Origin of the sequence: Chryseobacterium sp. G0201, from assembly GCF_003815655.1 — a bacterium.
Lineage (GTDB): Bacteria > Bacteroidota > Bacteroidia > Flavobacteriales > Weeksellaceae > Chryseobacterium.
Map to the genome: position 1 here is coordinate 411,722 of NZ_CP033917.1, position 23,848 is coordinate 435,569.

The following is a 23,848-nucleotide window of genomic DNA, read 5'->3' on the forward strand; positions in this document are numbered from 1 at the left end:
AATCATTTCCAAACAAAAAAGCTTTCAGGATTTCTGAAAGCTTTTCATTTATTATCTAATTTGGAAGAATATTTTTAAAGAATGTGATAATATTTTGCTTGAGTTTTACAAACGTTTCTGATGTTCCAAATTCCTTGTTATCATAACCAATCGGGAAGCCTTTTTCAACGTATTCATTGTTTTTATTTAAGGTCAGAACTTCAAAATTTTTATTAACTTCTCCTGAACTTTCGGTATGAATATCAAGGAATTTCACCGATGCATTTTTAGAAAAATCTAATTTCTTGATATCAATCGTTTTGACTTCTTTTTTTAAATCAGAGCGGAAATATAGATTCATTTTTTTCAGATCAATAACCGTCTGCCATTCTCCGGCGTGAATTGAGTTTAAAATATTCCACGCGTAATCCACAGGTTTCTGGTCGTACTTATAATTTTTCAACATGTAGTAAGCACGGTTGTAGCGGTCTTCCCATTTTTCTTGCTGAGCAAAATTAAATTTTTCATTTCCACCTAAAAAATCAAACTTTTGAGCAATTTCAAAATCTTTTTTATATTGATTATTGCATAAAAGTGGCATCGGCATATCCTTATCTGTCAAGACTTTATACTTTCCATCAAGCAAAGCAATTGTTGCCGTATTACCCTTCGCATCGCTCAGAAAAAAGTGGCTTCCTGCAGCATTTGGCCACCAATCGATGTTCGGGCCTTTATTCAAATTGTCAATAACTTCTTTTACAGATTTATAATTATCCAACTGATATTGAATCCATTGCGCCCAAAACATATTGGGTTGTGAGGGATTCAATACTTTTGAAGTTTCTTCAAGATATAATTCAACTAAAAAAAGCCCTTTTTCGTTCACTCCGTAACATGGAAAATCGTAGCCTAAAAGATTGAAGGTTACAGAACCCAATTTAGAGATCCATTCTTTCGAATATTTTACATTGTCTGTTGTAAGATTTTCCCAGCTGATATTTCTTTTCTGCACGTCACGTTTGTTTATTACAATCATTCCGGGCATTGTTTTCCAGTTTTCATTAAAACCAACTACACAATTGTCTTTTCCTTTTAATAAAAATGCCGAACAGGCAGAAACTCCAATAGAGTAAACGATTGCGCATAATAAAAAACAACGTAACAATAAAAACTTCATGATTTTGAATAAAATGGTTAAAATATTTTTAAATATTATTTGAAATTTTGGTTACCAATTCTTTAAGACTGACTTTTAAAGACTCAGGCTCCAACACTTCTGCATAATCTGCAAAGGTAATCAACCAACGCGGAAATCCCTCATTGATCCAATCGGTTTCGAAGATTAGTTCTACTCCATTTTCTCTTTCAACCTCATCAATTAATCCATAATATTTTTTTGAATTACTGAGATGTCCGATAATTTTTTTCTCAACCAAAAGTCTAACTTTGGTTTTATTTCCATTTGGATTTTGCCTGTAATCGTTTATTTGACCGTATTCCTGCAGAAAAGGGTTTTGAGTTTTAAAGATCTGTAAAATTCTGTCAACTCTAAATTGCCTGAAATCATTTCGCAACGTACAAAAAGCCATAATATACCAATAATTGAATTCAAAAAAGACACCAACAACCTCGATAGTCCGCATAGAAACGTTGGAATCTACAGTGGCATATTCCAGCGTTATCTGCTTCTTTTCAGCAATGCTTTCCAAAATAATCGGGATGATATTCTGGATATTATCTTCAGTTTTTGGATGATAATTGTATACATCGATCTGTTTTTCAATATTCTGAATTAAATTTCTGTCCGAATATTTTAATACTGAACGTACTTTTTCCATCGCCGACTGATAATGATTTCCTAAACTTTGATGTAAAAATTTCTGCATCAGCTTTTCGGCCGTAATAAAGCTCAAGACTTCTTCTTTTGTGAACATCACAGGCGGAAGCTTGTAACCATCCATCAAAGAATATCCACTTCCCGCTTCACCAACAATCGGTATTCCAGCATTTTCGAGGGTTTTTACATCACGATAAATAGTTCTGACGCTAACATCAAATTTTGCAGCCAAATCTTGTGCTCTTACAATCGGTTTTGATTGAAGTTGTGTAAGAATTGCTGTTACTCTGTCGAGTTTTTTGAGGTAATGGTCGTTCATTGAGGCGTGGAGCGTTTTAGTGTTTAGTGTTTAGTGTTTAGTGTTTAGTGTTTAGTGTTTAGTGTTTAGTGTTTAGTGTTTAGTGTTTAGTGTTTAGTGTTTAGTGAAAATAATTTCTAATTTCTAATTTCTAATTTCTAATTTCTTAAATTAATTATCTTTAAAACTATTCATCAGTTTATCAAGATTCAAACTTCTTGCGGAAGCATCAAAAATCTCACGGTAAGTTCCGTTGGTTTGTACCAATTCATTGTGAGTTCCACTTTCAACTACTCTACCTTTTTTCATCACATAAATTTTATCTGAATCTAAAATTTGGGATAAAGAATGTGAAATAATGATCACCGTTCTGCCTTCTTTTATGGCATCTAAGGAGTTTTTTATCTGTTCTGTTGCGATGGCATCAAGGCTGGCAGTAGGCTCATCAAGGAAAATAATCGGTGGATTTTTCAAAAATAACCTTGCGATGGCAATTCTCTGTTGTTGACCTCCAGAAAGTTGGGTAGCATCATGCTGATATTGCTGTGGTAAGTCTAAAATCTGTTCGTGCAGATACGCTTTTTTAGCAGCCTCCTGAATTTCTTCAAAACTTGCATTCATATCTCCATAACGGATATTATCTTCGATACTTCCCTGGAAAATATGATTTTTTTGAAGAACCAATCCAAGATCGTCTCTTAGAAAAGTATTATCAAATTCATTTAAATTAACATTATCTAATAAAATCTCGCCAGAATCAGGAAGGTAAAATTTACATAAAAGATTGATGATTGTTGATTTTCCGGCACCGCTCAAACCAACCAAAGCAGTTGTTTTGCCGTTTTCAATTTTCATGGAAACATCATGCAAAGCCTGTGTTCCGTTTGGATAGGAAAAGTTGACATTTTTTAACTCAAAATTTCCGATGATTTTTTTTTCTACAAAAGTTCCGGTCTGTTCTTTTTCATTATCGGCATTTAAAATATCAAAATAACCTTCTGCATAAATCATCGCATCATTCATATCATCATAAATTCTGTGCAACTGACGAATCGGAGCCGAAACATTATTGAAAAGCATAATGTGAAGCATAATTGCACCAATTGTCATCTGCTGATCCAAAACAAGATAAACTGTCAAAAGAATAATTAAAACCACCCCAAACTGTTCGATAAAAGTCTTTAAACCATCATAAATAAAGTTAGTTTTTCTGGTGAACATCTGGCTTTCCATCAACTGCATCTGCAAGTCGTATTGTTTTTTACCTTCAAATTTTTCACGAACAAAACTTTTGATCACCATGATAGAATTGATCAAATTCAACAATCCTGAAGTTTTCTGTTCTCTTTGATTTCTTAACTGGCGACGAACTCCACCTAATTTTTTAGCCTGTAATGAACTGATATAAAAATAAATAGGAACAATGATGGTAGAAACCAATCCAACATACACATTTTGCATATACATGATAATCAATGCAATGAATGCGTTGGAAAATAACGGTAACATGTCGATAAAAAAGTTTTGAACTAATTTTGTAAGACTTTCAATTCCTCTGTCTATCCTGATCTGCAATTTTCCCGACTCGTGGTTTTCATCGTTAAAATAGGCAACACGATACGTCAAAATCTTATCAATTGCTGATTGTGCCAGAACCGAACTTACATTAATTCTAATTTTTTCGCCATAAAATTTTTGTCCGAAATTGATGAAAATATTTAATAATTCTTTTCCGAGTAAAATAATTGAAATCACAACTAAAACATGAATTCCCTCAGACATTGGATGAGGCAAATGCGTCAGTTTTGTAACCTCATCAACGGTATATTTCAAAACAAGAGGGTTCACCTGCGCTGCGAGGGCTCCTAAAAAAGTGAGAAGTAAAGTCCCATAAATCATTAAGCGATAAGGCTTAATAAATGGAACCAATTGTTGATAAATCCCAAATAAAGTAACTGTTCTGTTAAAAGGTTTTGCCATAGGAATTATTTTAACTAAAAAACGTACCATTTCAAAGAGAAAAGGTACGTTTTATTATATTTTTCAGCAAATGATTGCTTGATTTTAAATTTTATCTTTTAAACTTCCATCATCATTAATGTATTTAAATTGATGATTTTGATCGATAATTTTTCCTCCGATTTGTGTGAATACGCCGAATAACCCTATCCAATCCTCATTATCTAATTCCTTAGGTGTATCCCAGCGAACCATTCCATAAAACCCAGAGCGCATAATATCTAAAACTACTCCATATTCATCGTCTAAAAAAACTTTTGTTCTTGGGTTAAAATCATTATCAATATTTGAATTATCAATCATTAATTATCCAGCATAAATATAGGTTGTAAGATAATGCAATTCTGATTTGCTTGCCTCTTTCGACTCTGCTTCTGCCTGTTCTAAAGAATATTGAGAATTAATTTCTTTTCTCTGGAAAATAAAAGAATTATTTGCATTCTTATCCACGATATCATTAAAAATATGCTCAATTTCAGAATTAGCTAACGATGCAAAGCTGATATCTTCAAAACCGTAAATTAATCTCAAATCATCAAACTGAGCAAAATTTTCATCCACAAAAGCTTGAAATTGAGATTTGGAGTCGAAATTACCTGCCCAAATATTATAGGCATAAGTTTTCCTTTTTGGTTTGTCTAAAATACTCTGATAAACGAAGTTTTCACCAAGATAAGCTTCTCTTACCTGTGGATCATTTGCCAATTCTTCAGGAAGCCCTTCTTTCAGGATCTTTCCTTCAAACATAATATATGTTTTATTGGTAATCGCTAAAGTTTGCTGAACGTTGTGGTCTGTAATTAAAATTCCGATGTTTTTGTCAACCAAACTTCTTACGATTTTCTGAATATCTTCAACCGCGATCGGGTCAACCCCTGCGAAAGGCTCATCCAAAAGGATAAAATTCGGGCTTGTTGCCAAACAACGTGCAATTTCTGTTCTACGTCTTTCCCCTCCGGAAAGAAGATCTCCTCTGTTTTTACGAACGTGCTGTAATGAAAACTCTTCAACCAATTCATCACATTTCATCTGCTGTTCGCGCTTTGAAAGATTGGTCAGTTGTAAAACGCCCATAATATTTTCTTCTACCGAAAGTTTTCTGAAAATAGAAGCTTCCTGAGCCAGATAACCGATTCCCTTTTGGGCTCTGCGGTACATGGCATCGGTTGTAATTTCCTGTTTATCCAAGAAAATCTTTCCTGAAGTGGGCTTAACCAAACCAACAATCATATAAAACGATGTGGTTTTTCCTGCTCCGTTCGGACCAAGCAACCCAACAATCTCTCCCTGCTGAACCTGTACAGAAACGCCTTTTACAACTTTTTTGGGACCGTATTCTTTGATTAAGTTTTCTCCTCGTAAAATCATAAGAGCAAAGATAAAGTTTTTTTGAATTAAAAATTTTAGATTGAGAAATGGTTGTTAAAGTTTTATGAAAATTTAAGGTTATTTTGGACGTTTATAATTTAAATTAATACTAAGTTTTTCATTCCTAAGAGCCACTTAAATAAAACCTAACAGGTTTATTTAGCTGCCAATTCCTAAAGGCTGGTTATAAGATTTAATATAAACTTCTTCTCTTTTATTTTATTTCCATAATTTTATAATTCAAACCAATATTACAATTAATTATGGAAAGTAATCAAGAGTTAACGGATCTTTTGGCATTAGATCTGGGCTTAAATATTGTTAACCGTAGACCTTATGCAAAGGAAGTTTTCAAATGGCAGGACATGGATCTTCTTCCTCATTCATCTATAGACACTTTACTTTGTGAAATTTTTGAATGGAACGGAAGAAACTGGAGAACGACAGGAAATAATCTCATCGGATTTTTGTTTTCTGATGAAAATTTAGAAAAAGTAAAAAATCAATTGATCAATGCTCCCAAAAATCCAGCTTTGATTCCTGACTTTGAGTTCACAAAAGACAGCATGATCGAATATGGTCTTTCATTGCCTTCTTTGTTTAATATCGGAGTGAACGGAAATATTAAAAATGCAAAAGATTTTTCAGTACGAGTAAATGGTGTAACAAAATCAAGAATTACCAATATTGATTCGCCCGGAATTGAGATCTTAAGAAACTATTCTGAATTTACACAAGACCAGTCTAAAACGTATAGAAAAAATATTAAGTTCAATTATTTGAGTACTTCCCTATTTTACGCAGAAAGTGTGGAAATTTATCTTGAAAAAGAATCAGGTATTGGATTAGATATAAGTTTTCAGACTCAAAATGTGGAAGTTGAAGCAAAACTAGATACTGATACTAAAAAACATTTCGTTTTAAAATATTCTGGAAATCAGGCACCTTTTGCGGCTAAATTTACAAAGGGAAAAGATTTTGAGATTTCTTAGAAGTTATAAATTATGAGTTATGAATTATGAGTTCTTTGTTGCCGAATATTTCGCGCAATTAAAAACTCATAATTCATAACTCTTAACTTATAACTCATTTATTTGTTTAAAAGAATCGCTGCTTCTTTAGCAAAATAAGTAAAGATCATATCTGCTCCTGCTCTTTTAAAGCAAGTTAAGCTTTCAATGATTGTTTTGTCATTATCCAGCCAGCCGTTTTGAGCCGCAGCTTTTACCATTGCATATTCACCACTTACGTTGTAAACCGCGATTGGAAGATCGATCGCTTCACGAACTTTAGAAACAATATCAAGATAAGGAAGTCCCGGTTTGATCATAATGATGTCTGCACCTTCATCAATATCTTTAAAAACTTCATTTAAGGCTTCTCTTGAATTATGAAAATCCATCTGATAGGTCTTTTTATCTTTCGGAATTTCCATATCATCTTTCGGAGCACTGTCTAAAGCACTTCTGAACGGTCCGTAAAAAGAACTCGCATATTTTGCGGAATAACTTAAAATTCCAACATCGGTAAATCCGTTTTCTTCTAAAGCTTCACGAATTGTCAACACTCTCCCATCCATCATGTCACTTGGTGCCACAATGTCAGCTCCGGCTTCGGCGTGTGACACAGACATTCTTGCTAAGGCATCATTCGTAGCATCATTTAAAATCTTTCCATTTTCAATAATTCCGTCGTGGCCGTAGATCGAATAGGGATCTAAAGCGACATCTGGCATTACGATCATCTCAGGAACTGCATCTTTGATTGCTTTAATTGTACTCTGCATCAAGCCATCTTTGTTCCAAGCTTCTTTTCCGGTGTTGTCTTTTAAATGATCAGACACCTTCATGTACAAATTGACAGCTTTTACTCCTAAAGAAAATAATTCTTTACATTCCTTCACCGTTAAATCGATACTTCGCCTGAAAATACCCGGCATCGACGGGATCGGTTCCTGCTTGTTTTCGCCCTCCATCACGAAGATCGGCATTACAAAATCATCAGTTGTAAGGATACTTTCTCTTACCAAGCTTCTCATAGATTCATTAACCCTAAGTCTTCTATTTCTTGAATGTATCATTTTGGAATACTTTTTGAATAAGTTTCTGCAAATTTAGTATAAGTTCTATAAAAAAATATTGCAAGTGATTATAGAATTATTTACTTTTGTTATGAAATACCTAGAGAAATTATAATTTGATGAAAAAACTTTTACTTTTATTTCTATTTATAGGCACTTTTGTTGGCTTTTCCAACAATTTTAAAGCTCAACTGAGAGAGCCTGGTTCCATCTCGCAAAAAGCAGATGATGGTGTGCTTGTTGCCTATCCGAATCCTGCAAAGGATTTCCTTATCATTAAGGCAAAGGACTCTTCTTTAAGAGTTAAAAGCGTGACTTTTTATTCAATTTTGGGTACACAAGTTGCTAATTACACAGTAAATATGAATTCTGGAGAGATCAATATTGAAAAATTGAAACCCGGAAAATATTTGATTCGCTACACTTTAAGCGATAATACCCAAAAGGTTACTCAAATCGTAAAACAATAAATTTAAATCCTGATAATCATCAGGATTTTTTCTTTTAGATTAATTCTGTTTCAATTATTCCGTAACTTTCGGGATATTTTTATACTAATATAGAAAAACAACTTAATGCTAAAAGCTGAACATATTACGAAGACTTACAATGCGGGTAAAAAAACAGCATTGGACGACTTCAGTATCCATGTCCCAACAGGGAGTATTTATGGTCTTCTTGGCCCAAACGGTGCCGGAAAAACTTCATTTATCCGTATCATCAATCAAATCACTCAGGCTGATTCAGGAGACGTTTTTATCAACGGAGAAAAGCTTAATCAAAGTCACATCAGAGATATCGGTTACATGCCTGAAGAAAGAGGTTTGTATAAAAATATGACTGTTGGTGATCAGATCCTTTATTTCGGAGAATTAAAAGGAATGACCAAAAATGATGCTTTAAATGAAGCAAAAAAATGGTTTGAAAAACTGAATATCGATCAATGGTGGAAGAAAAAACTGTCTGAACTTTCAAAAGGGATGGCTCAGAAAATTCAGTTTGTGGTAACGGTACTTCACAGACCGCATCTTTTAATTTTAGACGAACCTTTCTCTGGTTTTGACCCTGTAAATGCCAATCTGATCAAAGATCAAATCATCGAACTTAAAAATAACGGAACAACCATTATTCTTTCGACTCACAGAATGGAAAGTGTGGAAGAAATGTGTGATTATGTAGCATTAATCAATAATTCTAAAAAAATTATTGACGGAAGAGTTTTTGACGTAAGAGAAAAATTCAAGAAAAATATTTTTGGAATTACTCTTTCAGAAGTAAGTGATGCTCAATTTGACACTTTCAAGAACAAATACGAGATTTTTAATTATACCAATGAAAATAATCTGGTTTCTTTCGATTTAAAAAATGAGAATGACCAGAACAACATCATTTTAGACCTTGTAAATGTTGGAAAAGTGAGATCGTTTGACGAAAAAATTCCAAGTATGAATGAAGTATTTATTAATGCCGTAAGCAACAACTCTTAATTATGAATAATATTTTTTTAATTACAAAAAGGGAATTTCTTACGCAGGTTAAGAAGAAATCCTTCATTATATTAACTTTATTAGCTCCCGTTATGATTATTGCTTTTGGGGCAGTTATCGGATTAATGTTTAAGGCTAATGAGTCGCACAGCATCATTGAAGTTGTTGATAAAAGCGGATTGTTTAAAAATCAGTTAAAATCAAATGATAAACTTAATTATGTTTTTGTTTCTGCGGCTGATGAAAAGTCGAAGGTCAATAATTTAAAAGGAAATGAATCTTTAGACGGAATTTTAATCTTACCTGAATTAAGCGGTCAAAATTATGATGATCTGGAAAAAAATTCAAGGTTGGTTATTAATTCTAAAATTGGTTTTGATACAAAACAGAGAATCATTTCTGATATCACAAATGTCATTAAAAAAGAAAAGATCAAGCAATTAGGCATTGCAGAAGCTCAACTTGATAATCTTGATAAAAGTTTCACTTTAAAAACGATCAACGTTTCTGAAAATAATAAAGAAGATTCTGATCTTAGTTTTGGTGTCAAGACTGGATTGAGCATGGTTTTAATGTACGTTACTTTCATGTTTATCCTGATTTATGGTGTGAGAGTAATGAGAAGTGTTTTGGAGGAGAAAAACAACCGTGTTGTAGAAATCATCATCTCTTCTGTGAAGCCATTTGAATTGATGATGGGTAAAATTTTGGGAGTAACGATGGTTGCTTTGACTCAGTTTATTATCTGGATCACGATGTCGGTTATTGGTGCGTTGGTTTTAAATACAGGTTTTAATTCAATACAGAAAAATATTCCCGGCGGAAATGAAGAAATGATGAGTAAATTAGATATTGCTCAGATTGCAACTCAGGTTTCTCACAGTCTATTGGAGCTTAATTTTCCTTTAATTATCGGTGTATTTATTATTTATTTTCTTTTGGGATATATCTTTTATAGCTCGATTTATGCTGCGATTGGTTCTGCGGTTGATAATGAAACAGAAACTCAACAATTCACCTTATTTGCTATTTTACCATTAACTTTAGGTATGTATGGAAGTTTTTCTTTAATGAATAATCCTGACGGCCCTCTAGGTTTTTGGTTATCTATAATTCCTTTCACATCACCTGTTGCGATGATTGCAAGAATTCCTTTTGGAGTTCCTATCTGGCAATTGGCATTGTCGATTGTATTATTGTTAGGAACAACGATTTTCATGATATTCCTTGCAGGAAAAATATACAGAGTAGGAATTTTAATGTATGGAAATAAGGCTACTTTGAAAGAGCTTTGGAAATGGGTAAGAGGATAAAATTATCACCTGAAAATTAAAAACTATAAAACAAAAATCCCGAGAATTAAAATTCCCGGGATTTTTTATGTTTCTTATGAAATCTTTTTATTCAAAGATGTAGCTGATTTTAGCACTAAGAACTTGTTCAGATTTACCTTTCGTACTTCCTAATGGCTCGTTCTTAAGACCTGGATAGGTATTAGAAACACCAAAATCATAGTTGAAAGCAAATTCTAACTGTCTTTTGTAGCTATATCCTACACCAATTCCTACACCAAAGTTAAAGCTAGCAGCTTTACCATTTACTCCAGGAAGACCAGGAACAGTAACATCCGGATCATAATAAGGTCTTGATACAGGAGCGTTTTTAACTTTCTGGCTAATTAAAAAATTAAATCTAGGTCCTGCCATTGCAAAGAATTCTGATTCAGCTTCTGAAAAATATCCTTTGAAATAAATAGGAACACTGATGTAATTATTTGCATAAACAGCGTCATAACCATCTCTTCCTTTACCATCCTTATCTTTTCCTGTTTCTCCGGCTCCGTAGTATAATACCTCAGGCTGTAAGAAAAACTGGTTTTCTTTTCCTATTGGAATTAAAGCTAAAGCTCCGGCCTGAACTGTAAATCTAGGACCTGAAGGGTTGTGAGCATTTTTTACTCTGGCGTAATTACCTCCTGCAGTGATACCGAATCTTGTGCTACTGAAATCGATCTGGGCGAAAGATAACGTAGAAAGTACCAAAGCTGAGGCTAATAAAAGTTTTTTCATATGTTGGGTTTTATAATTAAGCTAAAATTTTCGCTACAGTTGCACCGATATCAGCAGGAGAATCTACAACGTTGATTCCGTTTTCTCTCATAATCTCCATTTTTGCCTGAGCAGTATCTTCATCACCACCTACGATAGCACCAGCGTGCCCCATAGTTCTTCCTTTAGGAGCAGTTTGCCCAGCGATAAATCCTACAACCGGTTTAGTAGATCCACTAGCTTTGTACCATCTTGCAGCTTCAGCCTCAAGACCACCACCGATCTCACCGATCATAACAACAGCTTCAGTTTCCGGATCGTTGATGAACAATTCTAGAGCTTCTCTTGTAGTAGTTCCAATGATTGGGTCACCACCAATACCGATAGCAGTAGAAACACCGAAACCAGCTTTTACAACTTGGTCAGCAGCTTCATAAGTAAGAGTTCCTGATTTAGAAACGATACCTACTTTTCCTTTTTTGAAAACGAAACCTGGCATAATACCAATTTTAGCTTCTTCAGAAGTAATGATTCCCGGACAGTTTGGTCCGATCAATCTACAATCTCTGTCTGCAATGTAAGATTTTACTTTTACCATGTCTGCTACAGGAATACCTTCAGTAATACATACGATCACTTTAATTCCAGCTTCAGCAGCTTCCATGATAGCATCTGCAGCAAATGCAGGCGGTACGAAAATGATACTTACATTAGCTCCAGCTTTTTCAACAGCATCAGCAACAGTGTTGAATACCGGCTTTCCTAAGTGCTCGCTACCTCCTTTTCCTGGAGTAACACCACCTACTACGTTTGTTCCGTATTCAATCATCTGACCTGCGTGGAAAGTACCTTCGTTACCTGTAAATCCTTGTACAATTACTTTAGAATCTTTGTTTACTAAAATTGACATTTTATTGTTGTTTTAATTTATTTTTATTTTCTTATTAATGCTCACAAATTTACTTAATTTTCTTTGATTTTAGATAAAACCTTAAGAATTGTTTATTTGAGATTTCTCAGTTTTACTTCTTTCTTCAAATAAGTTTTAAAATCTTCTGCAAACATCCCGATATAAGTCCCTTTTTCAAGATCTCTGTTGACTCCAGTTTTGCCGAGAATTACAGATCCGTCAGCTATTTTATTACCGGAAGCCATGCCAACCTGTCCCCATAACGTTACTTCATTTCCTATTACGCAACATCCTGCGATTCCGACTTGTGAGGCAATTAAACATTTTTTACCAATCACGGTATCATGACCGATCTGAATTTGATTATCCAAAACAGAACCTTCTCCGATAACGGTAGAATCTGTAACTCCTCTGTCGATTGTACAGCCGTTTCCGATTTCTACATTGTTTTCGATGACAACATTTCCTACAGAGATCAGACGGTCAAAATTTCCATTTAATTTTCTGTAATAAAAAGCATCACCTCCTAAAACTGTGTTTGATTGAATAATTACATTGTCACCAATAACAGTTCTGTCACCAATCACAACATTAGGAAAAATAAGTGTATTTTTTCCAATGGTAACATTATTTCCGATAACAGCTGTACGATGGATTTTTGTACCCTCTCCGATTTCAACATCGTGAAGTTCTTCTGTGAAATTATATATTCTCGTAAAATGAGTGTTGATCTTATTAAAATCTCCGAAAGGATCTTCGGAAACTAAAAGCGCTTTACCTTCCGGACATTCAACTTCTTTGTCAATCAAAATAATTGTTGCTGCTGAATTTAAAGCTTTATCGTAATATTTTGGATGGTTTACGAAAACTATATCTCCCGGTCTCACCATGTGAATTTCATTCGTTCCTAATACTTCAAAGTCTTCAGAACCGATGAATTTTGATCCGATAAGATCAGCAATAGTTTTCAGTTTTTGTGGTTGATGAAACGTCATATTTTTAAATGATGTTTAAATTATATCAACCGTGTCAAAGTTTGAAACCCTGACAAGGTTTGTTTTCAAGTTTAGATTGCAGCCCGACTTGAGCGGAAATCCTTTTTTAGCATGGAAAAAGCAATGGCCAAAAAAGATTGGGAGCGGAAGGCGGAAATAGCTGCCATAAAAAATGAAAGCTGAAAGTTGTTATACTTCCAGCTTCCTATTATTTTGAATAATTATTCTTTTACTCTTTCTAAGTAAGAACCATCTTCTGTACTCACTTTGATTTTGTCTCCTGCTTCGATGAACAGAGGAACCATTACTCTTGCTCCTGTTTCAACGATAGCGTTTTTAAGAGCGTTGGTAGCCGTGTTTCCTTTTACTCCCGGATCAGCTTCTATAACCTCCAAGTAAACAGATTGAGGAAGTTCTGCAGACAAAGGCGTCTCGTCTGCTTCCTTTAAAATGATGGTAACTTCTTCACCTGCTTTCATCAGATTAGAGTTTTCAATCATTTCTTTATCAAGATAAAGCTGAGAGAAGTCATCATTATTCATGAAGTGGAAACCATTCTCATCATCGTAAAGATATTGGAATTTTCTTGTAATTACTTTCACCTCATCAATTTTGTGACCTGCAGAGAATGTGTTATCCAATACTTTTCCGTTAGTTACTGACTTTAGTTTTGTTCTTACGAAAGCAGGACCTTTTCCTGGCTTTACGTGCATAAATTCAACTACCTTGAAAATATCATTGCTAAATTCGATGCAAAGTCCTTTTCTTATATCGTTACTTGTTGCCATTAATTTTATATTATCTTTTAATTTGTATTAGTTACTTTCTTTTCCTGTTCCGTATCCTTTAACGATACCTCGAGGAGAGTTTTGAATAAACTGAAGAATTTCATCTCTTTCAGCTGTTGGAAGCATTTCTTTTTCAATGTAAGTTACAGCCTGAGAAACGTTCATTTTCATTTGGAAAATAGTTCTGTAGATCTTTTGAATTTCGAAAATTTTCTCATTCGTAAATCCTCTTCTTCTCAAACCTACTGAGTTGATTCCAGCGTAAGACATTGGCTCTCTCGCAACCTTTACATAAGGCGGAATATCTTTTCTCACCAACGTACCACCGGAAATCATCACATGTTTCCCGATTTTACCAAATTGATGCACAGCACTAAGACCTCCCATTACGGTATAGTCTCCGATTTCTACGTGCCCTGCAATACCGCAACCGTTCACAATGATAACGTGATCTCCGATAACGCAGTCGTGTGCAATATGGGAAGTTGCCATGATAAGGCAGTTTTTACCAATTTTGGTAAATCCAAGGGCTTTTGTCCCTCTGTTTACCGTTACACACTCTCTGATCGTAGTTTCGTCTCCGATAATTACCTGAGTATCTTCACCATCAAATTTTAAATCCTGAGGGATCGCAGAAATTACCGTTCCAGGAAATATTCTACAGTTTTTACCTATTCTTGCTCCATCCATGATGGTAACATTAGGGCCAATCCAAGTTCCTTCTCCGATTTCTACATCCCCTGCTATTGTAGTAAATGGTTCTACAATAACATTTTTGCTGATTTTTGCACGTTTATCAACGGCTGCTAATTGATGAATCATTTAATCAACTTTATTTTTTGCAACTTGAGCCATTAATTCTGCTTCTACTGCTACAGTATCTCCCACATATCCGTATCCCTGCATATGAACAATACCTCTTCTGATAGGCTCTATCAATTCAATTTTGAAAATCATAGTATCACCGGGAACTACTTTTCTCTTGAATTTTACTTTATCAATTTTAATGAAATAGGTAGAGTAATTTTCAGGATCCGGAACGCTTGCCAATACTAAGATACCTCCTGTCTGTGCCAATGCTTCAACTTGTAAAACTCCCGGCATTACAGGCTCTTTAGGGAAATGTCCAACGAAGAAAGGTTCATTCATTGTAACATTTTTCAATCCGACAACGTGAGAATCTGACAATTCTAAGATCTTATCAATCAATAAGAATGGTGGTCTGTGAGGCATCAACTTCATGATTCCGTTAATATCGAAAACTGGTTCTTTCGTTAAATCAAAATCAGGAACATTTTTTTTCTTTTGTAATTTCCACTGACGGTTCAATTTTTTAGCAAATTGAGTATTTACAAAATGTCCTGGTTTGTTAGCAATAACTTTTCCTTTAATTTTTACTCCAGCCAAAGCCAAATCACCTATTACATCAAGTAATTTGTGTCTTGCAGCTTCGTTAGGGTAATTCAAATTAAGATTATCAAGAATACCGTTTGGTCTGATAGACACTTTGTCTTTACCAAAAGCTTTCTTCAATTTTTCTGTAGTTTCAGGAGTAAGATCTTTGTCTACATAAACGATCGCGTTAGAAATATCACCACCTTTGATCAAACCATGATCTAAAAGCATTTCTAATTCATGTAAAAAGCTGAACGTTCTAGCAGATGAAATCTCTTCTTTAAAATCTGAAATATTTTTAAGAGTAGCATTTTGAGTACCTAAAACTTTAGTCCCAAAATCTACCATTGTTGTAATTTCGTAATTATCTGAAGGAATAATTGTAATTTCTGAACCCGTTGCCGGATCGCTATAGCTAAGAACTTCTTTTACCACCAAATATTCTCTGGCAATACCTTGTTCTACAATTCCTACACTTTCGATAGCTTCTACAAAAAACTTTGAAGAACCATCTAAAATTGGAGGTTCAGAAGCATCCATTTCCAGCATTGCGTTATCAATATCACAACCAACTAAAGCTGCCAAAAGATGTTCACAAGTGTTAATTTTAACTCCTAATTTTTCTAATGTCGTTCCTCTTTCTGTCGCTACAACATAGTTTACATCAGCTTCGACCTGAGGATGACCCTCTAAATCTGTTCTCACAAAAACGAAACCTGTATTTTCTTTAGCAGGTTTTATGGTCAATTTTACTTCTTTACCAGTATGAAGGCCAATTCCGGAAAGTGTTACCTCTTCCTGAAGTGTTTTTTGCATATCACTCATTAGTATGATCTTTTGAGGTATTCTCAAGATTATTTATTCGTTTTACGATTTCAGGTAAATTCCTGAAATGTACATAGCTTCTAAGATAGTCATTATAACTTATCGCAGGTGATCCGTACACGGTTTCTTTATCATTAACGCTAGAATTCACACCACTTTGAGCCTGAATCTTCACCTGATCTCCTATTTTAATATGCCCTACGATCCCCACCTGACCTCCGATCTGGTTCCAGTTGCCAATAGTGGTAGAACCTGCAATTCCTGCTTGTGCTGCAATTACATTATTCTGACCAATTTTCACATTGTGGGCAATCTGAATAAGGTTATCTATTTTAGTTCCCTTTCCAATAACGGTTGATCCGATGGTAGCTCTGTCGATACTACAGTTAGAACCAATTTCAACATCATCTTCGATAATTACATTACCTAGCTGAGGGATTTTTTTGAATCCATCAGGGGTAGGCTGAAAACCAAATCCATCTCCGCCAATCACAGTATTGGAATGAATCACACAATTATCTCCAACAATACAGTAATCGTAAATTCTGGCACCACTGTCTATTTTACAGTTTTTACCAATTTTTACACCTTTACCAACGTACACATGAGGATAAATTTGTGAACCTTCACCAATTTTTGCTTTATCTGAGATGTAGGTAAACGCACCGATATAGGCTTTTTCGCCAATAACAGCTGTTTCGTGAATAGAAGAGCCGTCTTCGATCCCTTCTTTTCTTCCCTGCATTTCCTGATACAGATTCATTAAAACCTGAAAGGCAAGATAAGCATCTTTTACGGCAATGATGGTAGGATTATAATTATCTTTAGTTATAATATTTTCCGAAACGATAAGAACGGAGCATCTTGAAGTGTCCAAATAGTGGGAAAATCTATCTTGTGCTACAAAAGAAAGATGTCCTGATTCCCCATTTTCAATTGGTGAAACTCCAGTAATAAGTGCGTGCTCGTCACCTATTATTTTTCCGTCGATAAAACTTGCAATTTGCGAAGCTGTAAATTCCATATTCTGCAAAGATAAGAAATTCTATAATTCGCAAACATTTTTTAGTTTTAGGATAGTAAATTTTAATATTATTTAAGAAATTAATTAGACATATCTCTTGGAAAAGTAAGGATATATCTTGTGGTTTTATTTACGATCAACCCCGATAAAAGCTGGTCTTCCGACTCGTCCAGCCTTAATTTCACCCCACTTTTCTGCAATAAATAAATTGGTTGCTTTTCTGTGTCATAAGGCAACAATTTTCTCTTGATCTCGTGTACCAGATCTTCACCGTTATCAATTCCGAAAAATTCGTTAGTTTTTTTTATTTTTTCTTCAATAAATTTCGGATCAAACGGGTGAGAAGAGATAATTGTTTTAGGCAGGTTTCTCTGTATCACACATTTACACCAATAAGAAAGAATAATATCATCAGAATTCTGCCAAGATTTCATCGCCTGAATAACATCATTATCATCCATTTGAGTGAACCTTTCAACGTCTTCAACGGTTGCTGAGCTTTTTCCACGGTATAAAAAATATTTCAAATTTTCCGTCGCAGGCAAATCAATTCCTTGAGAAACCAAATATTTCGCTCTTTCTAAGATTTTAACCAAAAGAAACTCCGCCAAAGCCGATGTTTTGTGATAATATACCTGCCAATACATGAACATTCTTGCTGTCAAAAAGTTTTCAATGGAATAAATTCCTTTCGCATCAATCACCAATTCGCCTTCTTCGCAAACGTTCATCATCGAAATAATCCTTTGTGTATTGATATTTCCCTCTGAAACTCCCGTGAAAAAACTGTCTCTCTTCAAATAATCCAATCTGTCAACATCCAATTGAGAAGAAATAAGCTGATTGAAAAATTTTCTATGATATTTACCCTGAAACATTTCAATAGCAACATTAAGTTGTCCATTAAACTCAACATTTAGCCTATTCATCAATAATAATGAAAGATTTTCGTGATGCCAGTCGTCCATCAACATACTTTCTAACGCATGAGAAAAAGGACCATGACCAATATCATGCATTAGAATCGCCAACATCGCGCCTTTTTCCTCCTCATCTGAGATTTTAACTCCTTTTTGTTTTAAAGTCTCCAAAGCCGTAAACATCAAGTGCATCGCCCCCAAAGCATGATGAAATCTTGTATGGGTAGCACCCGGAAAAATTAAAGTTAAAAGCCCGGTCTGGGAAATCCTTCTCAGCCTTTGAAAATATGGATGTTCGATGATGTCGAATAAAATTTCGTGAGGAATTTTGATAAATCCGTGAACAGGATCATTGATGATTTTAAGCTTATTCTGCATTGAAATGTCAGTATTTGTACACAAATTTAGGGATTTTAAATTTTAAGGATGATTAAATTAATATTAAAAACATTTGATCTAAACACAAATGGTACAAATATTTTTGCGGATGACATTATTAAAAAATTAAGTTTTGGCTAAAGCCAATAGATTGGGACTATTTTTACTAAGCGGGCTAAAGCCCACTCCTATTGATACAAAGCTCTATATCATTTGTGAAAAAACTTGCGCCATTTGTGTTTAAAAATTATCTTTGATACAAATTCCAATAACCTTTCATGAGAAAATTCTCTGTTTTCATCATTCTATTTTTAAGTATGAGTTTTTCGGCGCAAAGCTTATCTGAGACTCAAAAACTGGAGTCTCTTTGTAAAGTTTGGGGATTTTTAAAATACTATCATCCGAATGTTGCCAAAGGAAATCTCGATTGGGATAATCAGCTTTTCCAGAAATTAAATGAAATTGAAAAAATCAACGATAAAAGTCAATTGAATGAATTTTATTCTAACTGGATTGAAAGTCTGGGAAAAGTTGAAACTTGTGAACAATGTAAAAAAGAGGATAGTAAACTCTATTTTTTGAAAAACTTTGACCTTAATTGGATCAATGATCAGATTATTTTTTCAGAAAAAACAACCCAGAAACTCAATTATATTCAAAATAATAGAAATATTGGCGACAATTATTATTTCGGGATTGGTGGAAGAAAAGTGTTTTTCAGAAACGAAAATTCTTATGGATCAAAATTTACTTCCAAAGAAGTCAGCCTTTTAGAATTATTTAGATATTGGAATTATGTAGAATATTTTTTTCCTTACAAATACAAAACAGATCAAAACTGGAATGATGTTTTAACTGAGATGATTCCGAAATTTCTCGCTATTAATAATGATGAAACTTATCACTTAACTTTAGCCGAATTGGTTACTAAAACAGATGATTCACATGCTTTTTTATTTTCTCCATTTATTAGTTTACATCAATATGGCAGAAGAAAAATTCCTGTAGAATATAGTTATGCAGAAGGAAAATTGATTGTTACTAAAATTAACTCCAACAAATTTAATGAAGAAAATCCGTTGAAAATCGGTGACGTCATTTATGATGTTAATGGTAAAACTATTCCGCAAATGGTCAATAGTTTTGGAAAATATATTTCGGCTTCCAATTCCTGGGGGAAAATCAAGAAAGCGAAAAACCTATTTCTTTTTACCAATAATGATTCGATCAATATTAAAATTGAAAGAGATGGGCAAAATTTAGCTATTAAATTAAAAACATATCTTCTCCGCGATATTATCAATGAAAAAACTGCAACACCGGAAAAATGGAAATTTATTGATGATGAAAGAAAAACCGGCTATGTAAACATGGGAATTATTGAAAGAAAGGATCTGGATGAAATGTATAAAAACCTAAAAGAAACAGAATCCATTATTTTTGATCTCAGAAATTATCCGAAACAAACCATTTTACCTCTAAGCAAATTATTACTTCCTGAAAATACTATCTATTATCAATTCAATTTCCCTGAAACCAATTATTTGAGCAAATTTTATAGCCGAAAAAATAGTATTGGCAAAAAAAATAATGATTATTATAAAGGAAATGTTGTGGTTTTGGTGGATGAAAATACCCAGAGCCAAGCTGAAACTACAACCATGATGTTTAAACAGCATCCAAAATCAAAAGTTATCGGCAGCAACACTTCCGGAGCTAATGGAGATGTCATAAGATTCAATATTGCAGATCTGGAGACAAGTTTTACAGGATTGGGAGCTTATTATCCGGACGGAAAGGAAACCCAAAGAATAGGAATAATCCCTGATATTTTGATAAAACTTACCGTAAAAGGCATCAAAGAAGGAAAAGATGAAGTCTTTGAAAGAGCCTTGGAATATATAAAGACAGGAAATTAGCAAAAATTAAAACCCTACTTTTCAATACGTTAAGTCAAAATATTATTTTTTTTCATAAATATTTGTCAGGAACCCTGTCAAATTACGACTATGATTTTAAAGAAACTTTTTCAAGTCTTCTTATCAAACGGAATATTAGTCATTTTAAAATCAACATTTATGAAAAAACATTTTTTTCCCCACCCCTCAAAGTTAGGTACTGTTGCTATTTTTATTGCCTTAGCAACAATTGTATCTTGTAGTGATGACAGCAATATGTCATCTGAACCCTCTAAACAATTTGAAGAAAAAATTGCGGTTACTAATCGTAGCAGCGGAAGTGTTAGTTTTATTGATGCCGTAACAAACAATGTTACCAAAACCTTATCTATTCCCAATTCTGACCCCATGTATGTCGTGTATGTCCCGAAAACAGATAAAGTTTATATTGGAGACAGAAGCGGAAAGAAAATACATGTCGTAAACCCTAAAACCAACGAAATTGAAAATTCCATCGCGGTTGGAAACGGAGTTTTCCATATGTGGGCAGACGGACAAGGTAAAGAATTATGGGTTGTAAATGATACCGATAAAACTATTTCTGTAATTAATTTAAGTACAAATTCCGTAACTCATACTATAGATGTGGGAATTACTCCTCATGATGTTTTTCTTACTAAGGATGGTTCAACTGCTTTTGTTTCTGTATTCACAAGTGATCCTAATGCTGATAAAGTTTTTAAATATTCAACTTCTACTTACGCCAAAACAGGCGAGAAAACAGTGGGAAAAGAACCTCATTTATATCATTCCAATGACAGGCTCTATGTCCCTTGCCAATCTGGAAAAGTATATGCTCTTGACGGTAATACATTAAATACAATCTACGAAAAAGATTATGCCGGAGCTCATGGTGTATTTATTTCGCCGGATCATAATAATCTTTTTGTAGCGAATATATCAGGAAACCAATTGTTTTCAATAAACTCTGCCACGGGAAATCAAATTGGAAATCCTTTAACTTCTCCTACTCCAACGCCTCATAACCTCGTGGTAAACAATGGAGGAGACAAAATGTTTGTTACACACTCAGGTACTTCTGCAAATACGGTTTCTACCTATACTGTTAATTCATCAGGTACACTTGCTTACTCATCATCCATTACTGTAGGAAATAATCCTTTTGGGATAACTTACTACAAAAGAGAACAAAATTAATTCATATATAAAACCACAAATGGAAGTATATTGGAAAAAAGCAGTTCCTTTTGAAGAGTATCATGATATTATTCAAAAGAAAACAGAGTATTCGGACAAAGATCTTGTAAGTAAATATCAATTATCACTAAAAAGAGTTGAGCATATTATCAACAACTATGTACCTGATACTGAACAGCAAAAAATATTTGAAGAAAAAAAAATCAATGGGAAAATTTTAATTATAGCCGAAGGCTGGTGCGGAGACTGCAGTCAATCTGTACCCGTAATTAATACATTTTTTAAAAAGAATTCTGTGAAAATTCTTCAAAGAGACGAAAATTTAGATTTAATAAGAAAGTTTTTGACCAATGGTAACGAGTCCGTTCCTATCGTGATCTTTCTTAATGATGAAAATAATGTTATTACCCATTGGGGACCTCGTCCAAAATTTGGAAAAGATCTTTTAGCAAAGCACAAAAAAGACCCCGAAAATTATCCTAAAGAAGCTTTTTTATCAGATCTTCATAATTATTACAACAATAATAATGGCGTTGATATCATTGATGAAATATTATCACTTTTATAATCTTATTTATTTAACAATTAAAAAGAGCCGCCGTTTGTAAATTACTTACAGCGGCTTTTATTTTTATATAAAAATTGACATTTTATCCCTTAAATACTCTATCTTCATACTCAATTATTTTAATAAAAACGCATCAAAATTTTTAACTAAGATTTAACTTTTAAAGTCTCTATTTTCGTAGATTTTACGAGCTTTTGGTCGCAATTTTGATATACTAACCCTGAAAAATTAAATTATTATGTCGGAAAAGATATTATGGATAGATGATGAAATAGATTTACTTAGACCTCATATTGTATTTTTAGAGAAAAAAGGTTACCACGTAACCCCCGTAAACAACGTAAATGAGGCATTAGAATTAATAGATTCAGAAAAATTTGCACTTACTTTAATAGATGAAAATATGCCTGGAATTTCCGGGCTTGAGGCTATACCTATGATCAAACAAAGAGATAGTTCTCTGAAAATAGTGATGGTAACAAAAAGCGAAGAAGAACATATTATGGAAGAAGCCATAGGTTCTCAAATCGCTGATTATATTCTGAAGCCTGTAAATCCTAATCAGATTTTATTATCATTAAAGAAAAATCTTCAGGAAGACAATCTTGTCGAGCAAAAGACAATTTTACAATATCAGCAGGAATTCAGAAACCTGTCTATGGAACTTTCTTATTTAAGAACGTATCAGGATTGGGCAGAATATTACAAAAAAATCGTTAGTTGGGAGATTAAGTTTGATAAAGTTGCAGATAATGAATTTGCAGATCTTCTACAGTCTCAAAAAGAAGAGGCCAACATTCAGTTTGCTAAATTTATTGAGAACAATTACGAAGATTGGTTGAATGGAAATGAAAAACCATTAATGAGCCACACACTTTTCAAAGAAAAAATAAAACCGGAAGTAGAAAAAGAAAAAGTTCTTTTACTGATGGTTGACAACCTTCGTTACGATCAGTGGAAAGTAATTGAACCTTTGTTCACGAAATATTACAATAAAGTTTCAGAAGATTATTATTACAGTATTCTTCCGACAGCTACGCAATATGCGAGAAATTCTTTCTTTGCAGGATTAATGCCTTCTGAGATCGAAAAACGTTTTCCTGAAAAATGGTTCAATGATAATGAAGATGGAAACAAGAATGAATTTGAGCGTGATTTCTTAGAAGATCAAATGAAGAGAATTGGTTTAGGCTCTAAATCAATGAAATATCTAAAAGTGCTAAATGCCGATTTTGAAAGAAAGATATACGATGACTTCAATCAGCATAAAAACAATGATCTATTGGTGATCGTTTATAACTTTATTGATATTCTTTCCCACGCAAAAACAGATAACCATATTGTAGACCAATTGATTCGTGATGATAAAACTTTCCGCTCTTTAACATCTAACTGGTTTGAAAATTCATCTTTGATTAAGATCATTAAGCTAGCTGCTGAAAGCGGTTACAAATTGGTCATCACAACCGATCATGGAACAGTTTACGTTAAAAAACCTAGTAAAGTTGTGGGCGACAGAGAAACATCCACTAATATCCGTTATAAAACAGGTAAAAGTTTAACCTACGACGACAGAGATGTTTGGGCAATTACAAACCCTGAAAAATTATTTTTACCAAAAGGAAATTTAAGCTCTAAATATATTTTCGCTAAAAATAATATTTTCCTGGCTTATCCTAAAAATTATAATCACTTTGTGAATTATTATAAAGAAACCTACCAACACGGTGGAATATCATTGGAAGAATGTATTATTCCGATAAGTATTTTAGAACCCAAGTAGTTTTTTTCATAGTTTATTTAACTTTGGGTA

21 protein-coding genes and 1 pseudogene are annotated in these 23,848 nt (G+C 33.7%); 8 read left to right on the top strand and 14 right to left on the bottom strand.

Annotated features, from left to right (window positions below; genetic code table 11):
• Positions 1-55: 55 nt before the first annotated feature.
• The 5 genes and pseudogenes from EG348_RS01785 to lptB form a co-directional block, all read right to left on the bottom strand.
• On the bottom strand, positions 56-1,156 hold the full coding sequence (locus EG348_RS01785; RefSeq protein ID WP_123980141.1) for a linear amide C-N hydrolase: 1,101 nt from the start codon (positions 1,154-1,156) through the stop codon (positions 56-58).
• 28 nt (positions 1,157-1,184) lie between these two features.
• The gene (locus EG348_RS01790) at positions 1,185-2,135 is read right to left on the bottom strand and encodes a helix-turn-helix transcriptional regulator (RefSeq protein ID WP_123980143.1); all 951 of its coding nucleotides are present in this window, start codon (positions 2,133-2,135) and stop codon (positions 1,185-1,187) included.
• 150 nt (positions 2,136-2,285) lie between these two features.
• A complete protein-coding gene (locus EG348_RS01795) occupies positions 2,286-4,013 on the bottom strand; it encodes an ABC transporter ATP-binding protein (protein ID WP_123984995.1) in 1,728 nt (575 codons plus the stop codon).
• A 165-nt stretch (positions 4,014-4,178) separates the two neighbouring features.
• Positions 4,179-4,436: a hypothetical protein gene (locus EG348_RS01800; RefSeq protein WP_123980145.1), complete on the bottom strand. Its 258-nt coding sequence runs from the start codon at positions 4,434-4,436 to the stop codon at positions 4,179-4,181.
• Positions 4,437-4,775: 339 nt separating this feature from the next.
• A pseudogene (gene lptB / locus EG348_RS01805) lies at positions 4,776-5,501 on the bottom strand (LPS export ABC transporter ATP-binding protein); the annotation flags it as partial.
• A gap of 263 nt (positions 5,502-5,764) precedes the next feature.
• Here lptB and EG348_RS01810 point away from each other — a divergent pair.
• Positions 5,765-6,493, top strand: a complete 729-nt coding sequence (locus EG348_RS01810) for a hypothetical protein (protein WP_123980149.1) — start codon at positions 5,765-5,767, stop codon at positions 6,491-6,493.
• Positions 6,494-6,591: 98 nt separating this feature from the next.
• On the opposite strand, the gene hemB is transcribed toward EG348_RS01810, so the two are convergent.
• Positions 6,592-7,581 carry a porphobilinogen synthase gene (gene hemB / locus EG348_RS01815; protein ID WP_123980151.1) on the bottom strand — a complete coding sequence of 330 codons (990 nt, stop codon included), beginning with the start codon at positions 7,579-7,581 and terminating at the stop codon, positions 6,592-6,594.
• Positions 7,582-7,700: 119 nt separating this feature from the next.
• Between hemB and EG348_RS01820 the strand changes: the two genes are divergently transcribed.
• From EG348_RS01820 to EG348_RS01830, 3 genes are all read left to right on the top strand, one after another.
• Entirely contained in the window at positions 7,701-8,051 is a 351-nt protein-coding gene (locus tag EG348_RS01820; RefSeq protein WP_123980153.1) for a T9SS type A sorting domain-containing protein, read from the top strand.
• A gap of 105 nt (positions 8,052-8,156) precedes the next feature.
• Complete coding sequence (locus tag EG348_RS01825) at positions 8,157-9,068, top strand: ABC transporter ATP-binding protein (RefSeq protein WP_123980155.1); 912 nt, start codon at positions 8,157-8,159, stop codon at positions 9,066-9,068.
• 2 nt (positions 9,069-9,070) lie between these two features.
• Positions 9,071-10,381, top strand: a complete 1,311-nt coding sequence (locus EG348_RS01830; protein ID WP_123980157.1) for an ABC transporter permease — start codon at positions 9,071-9,073, stop codon at positions 10,379-10,381.
• An 87-nt stretch (positions 10,382-10,468) separates the two neighbouring features.
• Here the strand turns inward: EG348_RS01830 and EG348_RS01835 are convergent, their stop codons facing one another.
• The 8 genes from EG348_RS01835 to EG348_RS01870 all read right to left on the bottom strand — a co-directional run bounded on the left by EG348_RS01835 (position 10,469) and on the right by EG348_RS01870 (position 18,351).
• Entirely contained in the window at positions 10,469-11,137 is a 669-nt protein-coding gene (locus EG348_RS01835) for a porin family protein (protein WP_123980159.1), read from the bottom strand.
• Between the two features lie 16 nt (positions 11,138-11,153).
• Positions 11,154-12,026, bottom strand: coding sequence for a succinate--CoA ligase subunit alpha (sucD, locus tag EG348_RS01840; RefSeq protein WP_054510282.1), 873 nt, complete (start codon positions 12,024-12,026; stop codon positions 11,154-11,156).
• A 92-nt stretch (positions 12,027-12,118) separates the two neighbouring features.
• A complete protein-coding gene (locus tag EG348_RS01845) occupies positions 12,119-13,021 on the bottom strand; it encodes an LpxD N-terminal domain-containing protein (protein WP_066755660.1) in 903 nt (300 codons plus the stop codon).
• A 221-nt stretch (positions 13,022-13,242) separates the two neighbouring features.
• The gene (gene efp, locus EG348_RS01850) at positions 13,243-13,809 is read right to left on the bottom strand and encodes an elongation factor P (protein WP_072408058.1); all 567 of its coding nucleotides are present in this window, start codon (positions 13,807-13,809) and stop codon (positions 13,243-13,245) included.
• Positions 13,810-13,836: 27 nt separating this feature from the next.
• Positions 13,837-14,631, bottom strand: coding sequence for an acyl-ACP--UDP-N-acetylglucosamine O-acyltransferase (gene lpxA / locus EG348_RS01855; protein WP_054510285.1), 795 nt, complete (start codon positions 14,629-14,631; stop codon positions 13,837-13,839).
• Positions 14,632-16,029: a bifunctional UDP-3-O-[3-hydroxymyristoyl] N-acetylglucosamine deacetylase/3-hydroxyacyl-ACP dehydratase gene (locus EG348_RS01860; protein ID WP_123980161.1), complete on the bottom strand. Its 1,398-nt coding sequence runs from the start codon at positions 16,027-16,029 to the stop codon at positions 14,632-14,634.
• Positions 16,022-17,053: a UDP-3-O-(3-hydroxymyristoyl)glucosamine N-acyltransferase gene (lpxD, locus tag EG348_RS01865; protein ID WP_123980163.1), complete on the bottom strand. Its 1,032-nt coding sequence runs from the start codon at positions 17,051-17,053 to the stop codon at positions 16,022-16,024. The genes EG348_RS01860 and lpxD overlap by 8 nt, the downstream gene beginning before the upstream one ends.
• 80 nt (positions 17,054-17,133) lie before the next feature.
• A complete protein-coding gene (locus EG348_RS01870) occupies positions 17,134-18,351 on the bottom strand; it encodes an HD domain-containing protein (protein WP_123980165.1) in 1,218 nt (405 codons plus the stop codon).
• Between the two features lie 278 nt (positions 18,352-18,629).
• Between EG348_RS01870 and EG348_RS01875 the strand changes: the two genes are divergently transcribed.
• The 4 genes from EG348_RS01875 to EG348_RS01890 all read left to right on the top strand — a co-directional run bounded on the left by EG348_RS01875 (position 18,630) and on the right by EG348_RS01890 (position 23,818).
• On the top strand, positions 18,630-20,270 hold the full coding sequence (locus tag EG348_RS01875; protein ID WP_123980167.1) for a S41 family peptidase: 1,641 nt from the start codon (positions 18,630-18,632) through the stop codon (positions 20,268-20,270).
• A gap of 159 nt (positions 20,271-20,429) precedes the next feature.
• On the top strand, positions 20,430-21,467 hold the full coding sequence (locus EG348_RS01880) for a YncE family protein (protein WP_123980169.1): 1,038 nt from the start codon (positions 20,430-20,432) through the stop codon (positions 21,465-21,467).
• Between the two features lie 19 nt (positions 21,468-21,486).
• Positions 21,487-22,035 carry a thioredoxin family protein gene (locus EG348_RS01885; RefSeq protein ID WP_123980171.1) on the top strand — a complete coding sequence of 183 codons (549 nt, stop codon included), beginning with the start codon at positions 21,487-21,489 and terminating at the stop codon, positions 22,033-22,035.
• Positions 22,036-22,273: 238 nt separating this feature from the next.
• Positions 22,274-23,818, top strand: coding sequence for a bifunctional response regulator/alkaline phosphatase family protein (locus EG348_RS01890; RefSeq protein ID WP_066755632.1), 1,545 nt, complete (start codon positions 22,274-22,276; stop codon positions 23,816-23,818).
• Positions 23,819-23,848 lie beyond the last annotated feature (30 nt).

Excerpts from the sequence above, each read along its gene's own strand:
- EG348_RS01785 (WP_123980141.1), bottom strand. The coding sequence starts at position 1,156 with ATGAAGTTTTTATTGTTACGTTGTTTTTTATTATGCGCAATCGTTTAC.
- EG348_RS01790 (WP_123980143.1), bottom strand. The coding sequence starts at position 2,135 with ATGAACGACCATTACCTCAAAAAACTCGACAGAGTAACAGCAATTCTT.
- EG348_RS01795 (WP_123984995.1), bottom strand. The coding sequence starts at position 4,013 with ATGATTTATGGGACTTTACTTCTCACTTTTTTAGGAGCCCTCGCAGCG.
- EG348_RS01800 (WP_123980145.1), bottom strand. The coding sequence starts at position 4,436 with ATGATTGATAATTCAAATATTGATAATGATTTTAACCCAAGAACAAAA.
- EG348_RS01810 (WP_123980149.1), top strand. The coding sequence starts at position 5,765 with ATGGAAAGTAATCAAGAGTTAACGGATCTTTTGGCATTAGATCTGGGC.
- hemB (WP_123980151.1), bottom strand. The coding sequence starts at position 7,581 with ATGATACATTCAAGAAATAGAAGACTTAGGGTTAATGAATCTATGAGA.
- EG348_RS01820 (WP_123980153.1), top strand. The coding sequence starts at position 7,701 with ATGAAAAAACTTTTACTTTTATTTCTATTTATAGGCACTTTTGTTGGC.
- EG348_RS01825 (WP_123980155.1), top strand. The coding sequence starts at position 8,157 with ATGCTAAAAGCTGAACATATTACGAAGACTTACAATGCGGGTAAAAAA.
- EG348_RS01830 (WP_123980157.1), top strand. The coding sequence starts at position 9,071 with ATGAATAATATTTTTTTAATTACAAAAAGGGAATTTCTTACGCAGGTT.
- EG348_RS01835 (WP_123980159.1), bottom strand. The coding sequence starts at position 11,137 with ATGAAAAAACTTTTATTAGCCTCAGCTTTGGTACTTTCTACGTTATCT.
- sucD (WP_054510282.1), bottom strand. The coding sequence starts at position 12,026 with ATGTCAATTTTAGTAAACAAAGATTCTAAAGTAATTGTACAAGGATTT.
- EG348_RS01845 (WP_066755660.1), bottom strand. The coding sequence starts at position 13,021 with ATGACGTTTCATCAACCACAAAAACTGAAAACTATTGCTGATCTTATC.
- efp (WP_072408058.1), bottom strand. The coding sequence starts at position 13,809 with ATGGCAACAAGTAACGATATAAGAAAAGGACTTTGCATCGAATTTAGC.
- lpxA (WP_054510285.1), bottom strand. The coding sequence starts at position 14,631 with ATGATTCATCAATTAGCAGCCGTTGATAAACGTGCAAAAATCAGCAAA.
- EG348_RS01860 (WP_123980161.1), bottom strand. The coding sequence starts at position 16,029 with ATGAGTGATATGCAAAAAACACTTCAGGAAGAGGTAACACTTTCCGGA.
- lpxD (WP_123980163.1), bottom strand. The coding sequence starts at position 17,053 with ATGGAATTTACAGCTTCGCAAATTGCAAGTTTTATCGACGGAAAAATA.
- EG348_RS01870 (WP_123980165.1), bottom strand. The coding sequence starts at position 18,351 with ATGCAGAATAAGCTTAAAATCATCAATGATCCTGTTCACGGATTTATC.
- EG348_RS01875 (WP_123980167.1), top strand. The coding sequence starts at position 18,630 with ATGAGAAAATTCTCTGTTTTCATCATTCTATTTTTAAGTATGAGTTTT.
- EG348_RS01880 (WP_123980169.1), top strand. The coding sequence starts at position 20,430 with ATGAAAAAACATTTTTTTCCCCACCCCTCAAAGTTAGGTACTGTTGCT.
- EG348_RS01885 (WP_123980171.1), top strand. The coding sequence starts at position 21,487 with ATGGAAGTATATTGGAAAAAAGCAGTTCCTTTTGAAGAGTATCATGAT.
- EG348_RS01890 (WP_066755632.1), top strand. The coding sequence starts at position 22,274 with ATGTCGGAAAAGATATTATGGATAGATGATGAAATAGATTTACTTAGA.